The organism is Chryseobacterium potabilaquae (genome assembly GCF_902728265.1).
Classification (GTDB): Bacteria; Bacteroidota; Bacteroidia; order Flavobacteriales; family Weeksellaceae; genus Chryseobacterium; species Chryseobacterium potabilaquae.
Genome location: NZ_CACVBR010000002.1, coordinates 111,541 through 124,840, shown reverse-complemented (window position 1 = coordinate 124,840; position 13,300 = coordinate 111,541). Strand labels below are relative to the sequence as shown.

The following is a 13,300-nucleotide window of genomic DNA, read 5'->3' as shown; positions in this document are numbered from 1 at the left end:
GTACTTGTTTTAATTAAAACAAATCATTTGCCGTAATACTCTTATCATGTTTTGTATAGTCCACTGGTCTTTTCGCAAAAAAATCATCCATAGAATTGGCAAAAACCTCTTCTTCAAACCAAACCATAGGTCTATATTGCTCAGGAGTAACATTATACTTTGTCTTCATATTGATTTTCTTTAAACTGTCATCAACACGGTATTTCATGAAATTGAGTAGATCTTCTTTAGATACATTATCTATTTCACCCAACTCAAAGATCCAATTTAATATATCTCCTTCTCTTTCAATTGATTCATCAACAAGTGTATAGATATCTTCAATATCACTGTCTGTTAATAGATCAGGTTGCTCTTCTCGGATTTTGTTAATTAAGTAAATCCCTGCGTTGGCATGGATTTGTTCATCAACAGAAGTCCAAGCAATGATATTTGAAACATTTTTCATGAATCCTTTAAACCTTGTAAACGAAAGGATAATAGCAAACTGCGAAAAAAGAGAAACGTTTTCAACTAGAATACTAAATAATAATAAAGCTGAAACATATTCTTTTGGGGTAGCAGAATTAGCGTGTTTTAGAGCATTGCCTAAAAATTCTATTCTTGCTTTCACAGCTGGAATTTCGATTACACTTGAGAATTCCTCATTATATCCTAATACCTCTAATAAACGAGAATATGCTTCGGAGTGACGGAATTCACATTCTGCAAAAGTAGCTCCTAGACCATTTAATTCCGGTTTTGGAAGATGGGTATATAAGTTTCCCCAAAATGTTTTTACGGACACCTCAATCTGCGCAATGGCTAAAAGGGCATTTTTTACAGCATGTTTTTCATGTGGCTCCAGTTGAGAATGAAAATCCTGAACATCTGCAGTAAAGTCTACTTCTGAATGAACCCAGAAAGATTTGTTGATCGCTTCCACAAATTGAAGAACCTCAGGGTATTCAAATGGTTTGTAACTTACTCTTTTATCAAAAATTCCCATATTAAAATGTCTTTAAAAGTTAAAATAAATAGATCCCCGTGCAAAGTTCAAAAAATATGCAATATTCTAATATGTAGAAACTTGTATTAAAAAGTTTTCACAGTAAAGTCTTTATATTTTTTGTAGAATTACGAATACAAATTTCGACAAAAAGAACTGATTTCAAAAGAGTAAAACGTTAATTAGTTGAGTTTTAGCCTTAAAAGTTTTCCACATTTACATAGAGCTTGCTCTGATATTGGTTTACAAAGAGTTAGGGTACAAAAATAGAGAAAATTATAAAACTTAAATTAAACGGTTTTGTTTATTGTATTGAAAATCAATTTTTTAATTATTAAACAGTTGTTGTGTTGAATTAATTTTTATTCTTGTAACAATTCGAAATTATCATATACTTATTGATTATAAAAACATATATCGCTTAATGTTAGTAATTCAAGATTTACATAAATCATATAGTACAGGCAAAAGTAAATTGCATGTTCTCAAGGGAATAAACCTTAATATTGAGGAAGGGGAATTTGTTTCTATTATGGGGAGTTCTGGTTCTGGAAAGTCCACACTTCTTAATATTATAGGTATTTTGGATGAAAAAGATTCAGGGATATATAACCTGGATGGTGTTTCTATTGAGCATTTATCAGAAATAAAAGCAGCGGAATATAGAAGTCGCTTTTTGGGATTTATTTTCCAGTCTTTTAATTTGATAGGCTATAAAACGGCGCTAGATAATGTAGCTCTTCCTTTATATTATCAAAATGTTCCAAGAAAAGAACGTACAACAAAAGCAATGGAATATCTTGAAAAGGTAGGGCTTGCACAATGGGCGAATCATCTTCCTAATGAACTTTCAGGAGGACAGAAGCAAAGAGTTGCTATCGCAAGGGCTTTAATTACAAATCCTAAAGTTGTTTTAGCGGATGAGCCGACGGGAGCTCTGGATTCAAGTACGACACATGATATTATGAAGCTTTTACAGGAAATTAATAACGAGGGTAAGACCATTATTGTGGTAACTCACGAACCCGATGTGGCTGCGCAAACCAAAAGAAATGTAGTCTTGAGAGACGGAATTATTGAAAGTGATGATTTTATAAAACAGATCGTTTTGTAATATATGTTAATTTGGAAATGAAATAATTGTGAAACCTTATATGAAACTCATCTTTAAGTTTTTTAATCTTTAAAATTGGAAAAATGTTTGACCTAGATCGTTGGCAGGAAATATTCAGTTCGATTCGCAGTAATGTATTGCGCACAGTACTTTCTGGTTTTACCGTGGCTTTGGGATTGTTTATTTTCATTGTGCTTTTTGGAATTGGGAAGGGATTACAGAATGCTTTTACTGAAGGTTTTGCTAGAGATGCTCAGAATCTTATTTCGATTGTGGCTGGAAAAACAACCATTGCTTATAAAGGGCTTCAATCTGATCGACAAGTGACGATGAATAATGATGATTATACTTTTCTAGTTAATGTAGATAAAGAAAAAGTGGGAAGTTCTACACCGAGATACACCGCAAATCTATTGGTGAAGTATGGTAAAGAAAGTGGGAATTATCAAATAAATGGAGCCCAACCGGAAGAACAGCTTATCGAAAACCGAAAAATGTTGGAAGGTCGTTACTTAACACCTACTGATTTGGATAGAAAGCAAAATATTGCTGTAATTGGAAGGATGGTTCAGCGAGATTTGATTAAAAACGGAAGCCCCATTGGAAAAGAACTCGATATTAATGGAACCATGTTTAAGGTTGTGGGAGTTTTCTCGGATGATGGAGGTGACTGGGATGAAAGACATATCACTGTTCCTATTACTACATTACAGCAAATGCGGAAAGGTTCTGATACTGTAAACATTAACTATATTGCTTATAGTGATAAACTGACTCCGCAGCAAGCCATAAAATATGGTGATAAATTAAAAGAAAAATTAAAAGCTAGAAAAAATGTTTCTCCAGATGATGAGAATGGAATAAGGGTTTGGAATAATGCTCAAAATATGAACGATACATTCACTTTTATTGCTGTTCTTACGGCAATTGTAGGATTTATTGGAATGGGAACTTTGCTAGCTGGGATTATCGGAATTAGTAACATTATGGTTTATATTGTAAAAGAACGTACAAAAGAAATAGGAGTACGAAAGGCAATTGGAGCAAAACCGAGAAGTATTGTTGCTTTAATTGTTCAGGAAAGTGTTGTCATTACGGTTGTTTCGGGATTTATAGGAGTTGGATTAGGTGCGTTAGCATTGCATTTAATTGGTGACAGCCTTGAAGAGTACTTCATTAAAAGTCCTAGCGTAGGATGGGGAACCATCATTATGGCATTTATTGCTTTGGTTTTTTCAGGATTAATTGCAGGATTTGTTCCAGCATATAGAGCTTCAAGAATTAAACCTATTGAGGCATTGAGAACGGAATAATGAAACAAGGATGGCAACAAGGAAAAAAATAGATAATAAGCTGAATCATTCATAATTAATATAAAGGTGAATATAATATTTAAAAAAGATACTTGGCAAGAGATTTATTATTCATTGAGGAATAATAAGCTTCGAACATTTCTTACCATGATCGGGGTAGGTTGGGGTATGTTTTTGTATGTGAGTTTACTGGGAGCTGCAAAAGGGATGGAAAATGGGTTTGATAAATTGTTTTCAGGATTTGCGACCAATTCTATTTTTCTTTGGGCCCAGAATACATCAATTCCTTATGATGGTTTTCCAAAAGGAAGGGAAGTTCATTTAAAAATTGAGGATATTGATCTGTTGAAAAGGAAAATTCCAGAGATAGATTATATTTCGCCTCAAAATTCCAGAGGGAATTTTGGAAATGCAGGGGAGCAAATGTCGAAAAACGGAAAATCTGCGACCTATACGTTGAATGGTGATTATCCTTTAGGAAATAAAATTTCAGAGAAAAAATTAATTTTCGGAAGATATTTGAATGATGCCGATATTTCACAAAATAAGAATGTGGTGGTTATAGGAGAAGAAGTGTACAAGAACTTTTTTGATTCTAAAAAGAATGAAAATCCACTCGGAAAATCGATTAATATTAAAGGTATTTTTTTTAATGTCATTGGAGTTTTCAGAGTGAAAAAAGGAGGTGGAATGGAAAATGATCGAACTGTTTTTATTCCATTGTCAACCTTTACAAAAATGTATAATAATGGAAATAATGTGGATTTCTTTGCGATTGTAAGTAAACCGAATGCGGAGGTGAATACAGTGGAAGAAAAAGTAAAGCAGCAACTGAAATCTAAAAATCACGTTTCTCCAGATGATACAAACGCGTTCGGAACATTTAATCTTGGAAAGGAATTTAAAAAGCTTACGGGGTTTTTGAGTGGAATGCAATTTTTAACAATTGTGGTAGGGGCATTAACTATTTTAGCAGGGGTTATTGCCATTTCAAATATTTTATTAATTACCGTAAAAGAAAGAACAAAAGAAATTGGTATACGTAGGGCTCTAGGGGCGAAACCTTCTGAAGTAAGAAATCAAATTTTATTGGAAAGTGTAGTAATAACATTATCCTCCGGATTACTCGGTTTTATTTCAGGTATTTTTGTGCTCATGATTTTAAATGCTGTTACGCAAAATCAAGATGATTTTCCTTTTTATAATCCGACCGTTAATTATGGAAATGTATTTGCTGCGATGGCTGTTATGGTAATTTTAGGGTTAATTATAGGAATGATTCCGGCGCAAAGAGCGGTTAAGATTAGACCGATTGAGGCATTGAGAACCGAATAATCAAATGAAAATTGATAAGGAATATGTTTTTAAATGTTAAAAAAAACGGACTGCTGCCATGTTTTCATTGGTAAAAAGATTTGAAAAGTATTCTAAAAAAACATGAAAAATAAATTAATACAATATAAAAAAATAAACTAGCTATATGAAAAAGAAATTCACCTGGAAAAAAGTCATTTATATATTTTTAGGACTTTTACTTGCAGTGGCTTTGTTCTCAGTAATTGGGTATGTTGTGAAGTCAAATTCTAAAGAGAAGGATGCTTTTCTTACGAGAAAACCAACCATTCAAAATATGGATGATAAGGTTATGGCTACCGGAAAAATTATCCCTAAAGAAGAAATTGAAATTAAACCTAATATAGCAGGAATCATTGAAAAGATCTTAGTAGATGAAGGAGACAAAGTGGAAGTTGGACAACTGATCGCAACGGTAAAAATTGTTCCTAATATTGCTGAAGTGAATAATGCTCAACAGGATGTTCAAAACTCTCAGTTGCAAATTAGTAATGCCAAAATGAATGTAGATAATATGGAGAAACAATTTGCTATGCAGGAAAGGCTCTATAAGCAAGGTGTAATTGCTAAACAAGATTATCTGAATTCTCAACAGCAATTATATTCAACGCAGCAGACGCTTAAAAATGCTCATCAGCAATTGGTGACCGCTCAAAAAAGATTACAAATAGTAAAGACGGGTGCAACTCCCGAATTACAAGGTTTGGCAACGACTCAAATACGATCTAAAGTTTCTGGAACTGTTCTTGAAGTTCCGGTAAAGGTGGGTAGTCAGGTTATAGAGGCAAATTCATTTAATGCAGGAACTACAATTTGTTCTATTGCAGATCTGAATTCTTTAATATTCCAAGGTGAAATTGATGAAGCACAAGCCGGAAAGCTAAAACAAGGAATGGAAATGAATATGGTAATTGGAGCTTTGCAAAACAAAACATTTCCCGGTAAGCTTACGATGATTGCACCAAAAGGTAAAGATAATAATGGAACGATAAAGTTTCCTGTGGAGGGAGATGTATATAATCCTGATAATGAATATATAAGGGCTGGGTTTTCAGCTAATGGGGAAATTGTATTAAGCTCTCAAAAAAATGCTTTGTTACTAGATGAATCACTTATCCAGTATGAGAAAAGTAACGGTAAAGACAAACCGTTTGTTGAGGTGAAGCAACCTGATGGGAAGTTTAAAAAAGTAGATGTAAAATTAGGAGCAAGTGATGGGATAAATGTTCAGATTCTTTCAGGTTTAACCAAAAACTCTGAAGTGAAAGTATGGAATCCATCGGATAAAGATAAAGAAGAGCTTAAAGAGAAAACGAAGTAATAAATGAATATTATATTCAACTAAAAACCTGAGAATTTTTCTTGGGTTTTTTTAGTTTTTTATGTGATCTAATGTATAATTATAGTGGGTGAAATGTTTTATTTTTATATAATAAAATATGATAATAATCCATGAAAAATAGTTACTTAGTTCTTTGCTTTTTTATTGTTATAAAATTTATTTTACAATATTCTTTAATAAGTCCGGAATACGAATTACATCGTGATGAATATTTACATATTGATCAAGGAAATCATTTAGCATGGGGATTCTTATCAGTGCCTCCTGTCAATTCTTGGATTGCTTGGATAATTAAAATGTTGGGAGGTTCCGTATTTTGGGTGAAATTTTTTCCTGCTTTATTTGGAGCGTTGACTATTGTGGTGAGTTGGAAAATGGTTGAAGAGCTAAAAGGAAATCTTTATGCACAGATACTTACCGCAACGGGAATTTTGTTTTCAGTTTTACTTCGTTTAAATATGCTTTTTCAACCCACTTCTTTAGAGGTTTTACTTTGGACAACTTTATATTATTTTATGAAAAAAAGATTAAAATAGCCCAAAGTGGCTAATAAAGAAGAGTTTACAAGAACCGAAAGTGCTATCGGTAACGATTTAGTAATGGTGCTTACTGCACTCGCTTTCATCTGATTACCTTGTAAATCATTACTGCAAATCTAATAAAAAAAGGGTAAAGTAACAGCATACTTTACCCTTTTTCGTTTTTTAACCCTCCCTCAAAAGAAGATAATTAAAAATAAATCTTTCCCAATATGGGGACACTATGTGATAATGCTTTACATATTATTTCCAAGTTTTGGCAAATCAACGAAGATGTAGTGCCGAAACAAATAGTCCCAATATCTAAACGTCTAAGCTATGGAAATCGTATTGAACAAAGTATTATCGGAAATTCAGCGTCAGGAAGATAAGCTATCTTCTCAAATGATGCAAACTGCGAACGAGGCTTACCAAATGACCTTATTCCTAAAGGAAATGCTGTTTACTATAAAGATGAAAGTCTTACAGACCGGATTTAAGAATGAACAGCAGGAAATCATTTTTTTCAAGAACATCAAACCGCAGATTTTAGGAAAACTTATTTACTATAATAAGGTATTCCGAATTGAAACTACCTGCCCAGTGAGTACAGGGAGAATACACCAAAGTTATTTTGAAAACCAACTTAAAATTCTCAAATCCGAATATAAGGAAAGCATATCCAATGAGGATTTTTACAGGTACTATCGTGCAGGCAGAACTGACCGTGACCACAGTTATTTCAGGCTCGGAAAAATCAATTACCACGATGGTCTAAAAAGTAATGTATTTGAAATTGACCTTAGCTTTTCTACTTATTACGATAACAAAGTTGCCCATATTATAGCCAATGAATTACTTTATACTTTTTTACTTACCAAAATAAATCCCGAAAAAAATCCCGATGCCATTTCAATAAACGGTGATGGAAACAAAGACATTTCGTGGACGAACTCGCAAAATGCACTGATAGAATTAATTTACGCCTTGTATGCTTCCAAATCTATTGCATACGGTAAAATAGGCATCAGGAAATTGGCATTGATTTTCCAAATCCTCTTCCGAACGCCCCTGAACGATATACATCATTCTTTCCACAGGATGAAAACAAGGGCAGGCTCCCGGACGGTGTTTTTAGACCAACTCAAAATTTCCCTCGAAGAGTATATGGATAAAGACCTTTAGCAATATCAGCACAGGGGTTTGAAAGCAGTACATTTTGTGTACTGCTTTTTCTTTGCCCATATATGCCAATTGGCAAATGTTGGCAAAAGGCTACTACAAAATAACCGAAATACGCTAAAACCCTTATTAAACAAGGGTTTTTCTCATTGCAAAAAATTTGAAAAAAGTGCCAAACCAATGGGTACGCATTGGCAGACAAACACTGCCACACTTCTGAATTTTGTCCTGTGAATATTAAACAATAGTGCTATGAACATTATAACAGTTGACGAAGAAGTGTGGAAGCACCTCAATGAACGGTTGAAAGCCATTAGCGAATATATCCTCAAACTGGAAGATACAAGCTACGATAGCTTATGGCTCAACAACCACGAAGTCTGCCAGTATCTCCACATCAGTGAAAAAACATTGTGGCGTATGCGTACCAACGGGCAGATAGCCTTTTCAAAAATGTACGGGCAGTATTACTATACCATTGGTGCTATAAAAGATATGCTCAACACTAACGCCGTGCAGACTACCGATGAATATGTAGAACAGCTTATGGCGAAAGGCAAAAGCTATATCGAGAAAGGCAGAAAATTGAAATCAGGTAATCATTAAAAGCGTACCCGTATGAATATCGACAAAATGGAATTTGTGGCGTGGATGGAACGCATAATGGACAGGCTGGACATTCTCGGCAACCACATAGACGATTTACAAAAGAAGCGCAACAGCATAGACGGCGAAGAATTACTGGATAATCAGGATTTATTGCAAATGCTGAAAATCAGTAACCGTTCCCTGCAACGGTATCGCTCCATAGGCAAGCTGCCTTATTATACCATTAGCGGAAAACTGTATTACAAACTGTCCGATGTGCATCAGTTCATCAGGGAAAGTTTTAACCCGCCTTTGCCAAAACTGGATGCCAATAAGTGACAAATGCTGCCTTTGAGTGCCACTTAAAGCAAATCAGTGAAGGCTTCCTTTACATTCGACCGTGAAATTTTAAAATTTTCAGACTATGAGCGAAGAAACAGTAAATAAACAGGAAATGCCCGAACAGCTTTCGGACATCTTACTCGTACTGGATAAAGAAAAAATGAAAATCCAGGCAGTAAAGAGTATAGACGAAAACGGGAAAATGGAAACCGTTGACCCCACCAAGAAGAACCAAAACCAGTTTATGCGTGTGGACAAAGGTGGCGATTTCTTTTCCAACTTCTTTTCCAATTTTTTCAGCCAGTTAAAGAACCCCACAAACTTTACTTTCTTCAAAGTGCCTGCCCCGGTTGCTGCTGAAAAAGCGCGGGAACTCCAAAAGCACGTAGATAAGCCCACCCCACAGGGCGAAAAAGTGCTGAAAGAACACGAAGTAAAAGCAGAACCCCAACCGGATAAAAAACAAGAAAATCAAAATAATATGGCAACAGCACAAACAACAACGGAAACAAGCGAATACCGCTACAAGCCGGAGCAGATTGATTGGGACACAATGAAAAACCTCGGATTAAGCAAAGAGTATCTTGAAAAAAGAAACCTGCTCGACCCTTTGTTACGAGGTTACAAAACCAATGAACTTTTACCGATAGGCATTAACCTCGGTGGCTCTATCCTCCGCACAGATGCCCGCCTGTCTTTACAGCAAGGCGAAGACGGCAATGTTATCGTGGCAATACACGGTATCAAAAAAGAACCTTACCTGCACTTTGAGTTTTTCGGTCACAAGTTTACTGACGAAGACAAGAAAAATCTGCTTGAAACAGGTAATATGGGGCGTGTGGTTAATCTGGTAAATTCCAAAACAGGTGAACTGATGCCGTCCATTATCAGCATCGACAGGCTTACCAATGACGTGATTGCTCTACGCACGGAGTTTATCAAAATTCCCGATGAAATTAAGGGCGTAAAGCTGAATGAGGAACAAAAGCAAACGTTGATGGAGGGCAAACCGCTCTATTTAGAGGGTATGATTTCTACCAAAGGAACGGAGTTTTCGGCAACGGTACAATTCAATGCGGATAAGCGATACGTTGAGTTCCTGTTTGATAGAAGCAACAACAATCAGCAAGCGCAAACGAACCAACAGATTACCCAACAAAGCAATCAGCAAAGCCAACCCCAGGAAGCCCCAAGAACTTTCAGGGGCAAAGAACTGGACGATGAACAGTACAACAAGTTCAAAGCCGGACAAACCATATATGTTGAACTGAAAGATAAAAAAGACCAACCGTATAAGGGTTACATCACTTTCGACAAAGATACAGGGAAGACCAATTTTGAGTTTCCCGGTCAGTATAAAGCACGGGTAGAACCTGCCGAAACCCATAAAACGCAGACTGCCGTCAATTCGGAGGGCAAAACCAACGAAGCGACCAAGAATGTCCAAGAGCCTTTGAATTCCGGGCAGCAAACACCAAAAAATGAAAAGCAGCAGGAACAACAGAACAACAAGTCTGCAAAATCCAAAGGCAGAAAAATGTAATACAGTATGAAAACAATCATTGCAGAAAAACCAAGCGTAGCAAGGGAGATAGCTGGCTTGTTGGGAGCATCCGATAAAAAGGACGGCTACCTGACAGGTAACGGCTATTTTGTTACGTGGGCATTCGGCCATTTAATTGGACTGGGAATGCCCGAAGATTACGGCATTTCTAAATTTGACAAGGCATCCCTGCCGATATTGCCTAATCCGTTTTTATTGACCGTCCGCAAGGTCAAAAAAGACAAAGGGTACACCGCCGATACTGGCGCATTAAAGCAACTGAAAGTCATTGAGCAGCTTTTTAAGCAAAGCAACAGCATCATCGTTGCTACCGATGCAGGTCGTGAGGGCGAACTCATTTTCAGGTACATTTATGAATACCTGAAATGCAACAAACCTTTTGAACGCCTTTGGATAAGTTCGCTTACCGAAAAGGCAATAAAGCAAGGCTTCGACAACCTGAAAGACGGAAAAGAATTTGACGGGCTGTATCAAGCAGCGCAAGGCAGAAGCCGTGCCGACTGGCTTGTAGGCATCAATGCTACACAGGCATTGAGCATTGCCGCAGGAAACGGCATTTATTCGCTCGGAAGAGTACAAACGCCCACACTGGCTTTGATATGCAAACGCTACCTCGACAATAAGAATTTCACGGTTAAGAAATACTGGCAGATACAATTATCGCACAATAAAGCACAGGTTGATTTCAAAAGTATTTCCGCAACCAAATGGGACGAAAAGCAGCTTGCCGATGATACCCTTAAAGCTATTCAGCGTGGCGCAACGGCAACCGTTACCTCGGTAGAAACCAAAAGCGTTACAGAACAACCGCCCTTGCTTTTCGACCTGACAGGCTTACAAAAGGAAGCCAACAAAAGGCTGAAATTATCTGCTGAAGCAACGTTAAACATCGCACAAAGCCTGTACGAAAAGAAGTTTATCACGTACCCACGTACAGGAAGCAAATACATTCCTGAAGATATGTGGGCAGAAATTCCCAACCTTGTGCGGGCATTGCAGAACCGTGAGGATTGCAAGCAAGCCCTTACCAAAATCAAATGGGGACGGTTCAACAAACGTATCGTGAATGACCTCCGTGTGGCGGACCATCACGGTTTGTTGATTACGGATAAAGTACCGTCCGTACTCAACACAGACGAAAACAAGATTTACAATATGATTGCGCTTCGGTTGCTCGAAGCCATATCGCAAGCCTGTGTTAAAGAAATAACCGATGTATTATTACAGGTATTGCATTACGACTTTACGGCAAAAGGCTGTAAAATACAGGAAACGGGTTGGCGTTCCATAAAAGGAAGTTTTACCGATGATGGCGAAGAGCCAGTGCAGGAATTACCTGAACTGCATAAAGGTGACGAATTTGCCATAAAAGAAGCCGCCGTTTTGGAAAAGCAGACCAAACCGCCAGTGCTTTACACCGAAGCCGGGCTTTTGTCGGCTATGGAAACCGCAGGGAAAGAAATTGAGAACGAAGAAGAGCGCAAAGCCCTCAAAAATATCGGTATCGGTACCCCTGCAACAAGAGCCGCCATTATCGAAACCCTGTTTACCCGTAATTATATCCAACGGGATAAACGTTCTTTAATCCCTACAGAAAAAGGATTACAGGTGTATGGGCTTGTTAAAGACCGGAAAATTGCGGATGTGGCAATGACCGCCGAATGGGAACTGGCATTGCAGAAAATCGAAAATAACGAAGCGGATGCCGGAACGTTCCAAAAGGAAATGGAAACCTATGCCAAATCTATTACTGATGAATTGCTGCAAACCTCTATTGCAAGCACTAACCAACCCAATCTGACCTGCCCGAAATGCAAAAGTCAGCAGCTTATTATCCGTGACAAGATTGTGAAATGCCCTGATGAGGCTTGTAACTGGGTACAGTTCCGCACCGTCTGCGGTGTACAAATCAGTATCGAAAATGTAACAAGCCTTGTCAATAAAGGCAAAACCTCTCTTATTAAAGGAATGACAAGCAAAGCGGGAAAGAAATTCGATGCTTACATCATTCTGAAAGAAAACGCTGAAAGTTCCTTTGAGTTTGAGAAAAACAAAAGCAGTAAACGCAATGGAAAATAAACCGTCAATCGTACCCAAAGAAATCAGGAACCTGATTTATACTATCCGGGGCAAACAGGTAATGTTGGATAGCGACCTCGCTGCCTTATATCAGGTAGAAACAAAGAACCTGAACAAAGCCGTTAAACGGAATATTGAGCGTTTTCCTGTATCATTCTGCTTTCAACTGACCGAAGAGGAAGTTGAAAACTTGAGGTTCCAAATTGGAACCTCAAGTTTAAATTACGGTGGCAGGCGTTATTTGCCCTATGTTTTTACCGAACAGGGCGTTGCAATGGCATCTGCCATACTCCGGTCTGATATAGCCGTTAAAATGAGTGTGGAAATAATGGAAGCCTTTGTAGAAATGAGGCGTATGCTTATCAGCAACGCTTCTTTGTTTCATCGTTTGGATAATATCGAATTAAAGCAACTGGAAGCCGACCAAAAATTTGAAGAGATTTTTAAGGCTTTGGAAAGCGACAAGCTGCACAGCGAAAAAGGCATTTTCTACAACGGGCAGGTATTTGATGCCTACACCTTTGTTTCCGATATTATCCGAAGTGCCGTAAGCTCAATTATCCTGCTTGATAATTACGTGGATGATACGGTGCTTATTTTACTGGGTAAGCGTAAAAACAATGTAACCGCTACAATCCTTACCAAAAGCATCAGCAATCAGTTACGGTTAGACTTACAACGCTACAATAGCCAATATCCTCCAGTAACTATTGAGGTTTTCTCCGATGCCCACGACCGATTTTTGATTATTGATAATGCAGAACTCTACCATATAGGAGCATCACTCAAAGACCTGGGCAAAAAATGGTTTGCGTTTTCAAGAATGGATATTGAAGTCGGCAGGATGCTCCAAATCTTAAATAATGAATAAAAAACCTCTGATAATTCGGAGGTTTTTCGCTAAATAGGTTATACTC

At 37.2% G+C, this 13,300-nt stretch carries 12 protein-coding genes and 1 pseudogene; 12 read left to right on the top strand and 1 reads right to left on the bottom strand.

What is annotated here, in order from left to right:
- Positions 1–13: 13 nt before the first annotated feature.
- Positions 14–988 (bottom strand): ribonucleotide-diphosphate reductase subunit beta, encoded by a 975-nt coding sequence (locus tag CHRY9293_RS01830; protein WP_162031343.1) that lies wholly within the window; start codon positions 986–988, stop codon positions 14–16.
- Between the two features lie 424 nt (positions 989–1,412).
- Here CHRY9293_RS01830 and CHRY9293_RS01825 point away from each other — a divergent pair, with 424 nt between their 5' ends.
- The 12 genes and pseudogenes from CHRY9293_RS01825 to CHRY9293_RS01770 all read left to right on the top strand — a co-directional run bounded on the left by CHRY9293_RS01825 (position 1,413) and on the right by CHRY9293_RS01770 (position 13,254).
- Entirely contained in the window at positions 1,413–2,102 is a 690-nt protein-coding gene (locus tag CHRY9293_RS01825) for an ABC transporter ATP-binding protein (RefSeq protein WP_122546411.1), read from the top strand.
- A gap of 83 nt (positions 2,103–2,185) precedes the next feature.
- On the top strand, positions 2,186–3,415 hold the full coding sequence (locus tag CHRY9293_RS01820; protein ID WP_162031342.1) for an ABC transporter permease: 1,230 nt from the start codon (positions 2,186–2,188) through the stop codon (positions 3,413–3,415).
- Positions 3,416–3,481: 66 nt separating this feature from the next.
- Entirely contained in the window at positions 3,482–4,750 is a 1,269-nt protein-coding gene (locus tag CHRY9293_RS01815; RefSeq protein WP_185153185.1) for an ABC transporter permease, read from the top strand.
- A gap of 145 nt (positions 4,751–4,895) precedes the next feature.
- Positions 4,896–6,089, top strand: a complete 1,194-nt coding sequence (locus tag CHRY9293_RS01810; protein WP_162031341.1) for an efflux RND transporter periplasmic adaptor subunit — start codon at positions 4,896–4,898, stop codon at positions 6,087–6,089.
- A gap of 131 nt (positions 6,090–6,220) precedes the next feature.
- A pseudogene (locus CHRY9293_RS01805) lies at positions 6,221–6,634 on the top strand (glycosyltransferase family 39 protein); the annotation flags it as partial.
- Positions 6,635–6,861: 227 nt separating this feature from the next.
- Positions 6,862–7,020 carry a hypothetical protein gene (locus CHRY9293_RS01800; RefSeq protein ID WP_162031340.1) on the top strand — a complete coding sequence of 53 codons (159 nt, stop codon included), beginning with the start codon at positions 6,862–6,864 and terminating at the stop codon, positions 7,018–7,020.
- A complete protein-coding gene (locus tag CHRY9293_RS01795) occupies positions 6,968–7,813 on the top strand; it encodes an RteC domain-containing protein (RefSeq protein ID WP_162031339.1) in 846 nt (281 codons plus the stop codon). The genes CHRY9293_RS01800 and CHRY9293_RS01795 overlap by 53 nt, the downstream gene beginning before the upstream one ends.
- 249 nt (positions 7,814–8,062) lie before the next feature.
- Positions 8,063–8,416 (top strand): helix-turn-helix domain-containing protein, encoded by a 354-nt coding sequence (locus CHRY9293_RS01790; protein WP_162031338.1) that lies wholly within the window; start codon positions 8,063–8,065, stop codon positions 8,414–8,416.
- A 12-nt stretch (positions 8,417–8,428) separates the two neighbouring features.
- Positions 8,429–8,737, top strand: a complete 309-nt coding sequence (locus CHRY9293_RS01785) for a helix-turn-helix domain-containing protein (RefSeq protein WP_002978404.1) — start codon at positions 8,429–8,431, stop codon at positions 8,735–8,737.
- Between the two features lie 85 nt (positions 8,738–8,822).
- Entirely contained in the window at positions 8,823–10,283 is a 1,461-nt protein-coding gene (locus tag CHRY9293_RS01780) for a DUF3945 domain-containing protein (protein ID WP_162031337.1), read from the top strand.
- Between the two features lie 6 nt (positions 10,284–10,289).
- Entirely contained in the window at positions 10,290–12,383 is a 2,094-nt protein-coding gene (locus CHRY9293_RS01775) for a type IA DNA topoisomerase (RefSeq protein ID WP_162031336.1), read from the top strand.
- Positions 12,373–13,254 carry an ORF6N domain-containing protein gene (locus CHRY9293_RS01770; RefSeq protein WP_162031335.1) on the top strand — a complete coding sequence of 294 codons (882 nt, stop codon included), beginning with the start codon at positions 12,373–12,375 and terminating at the stop codon, positions 13,252–13,254. The genes CHRY9293_RS01775 and CHRY9293_RS01770 overlap by 11 nt, the downstream gene beginning before the upstream one ends.
- Positions 13,255–13,300: the final 46 nt, after the last annotated feature.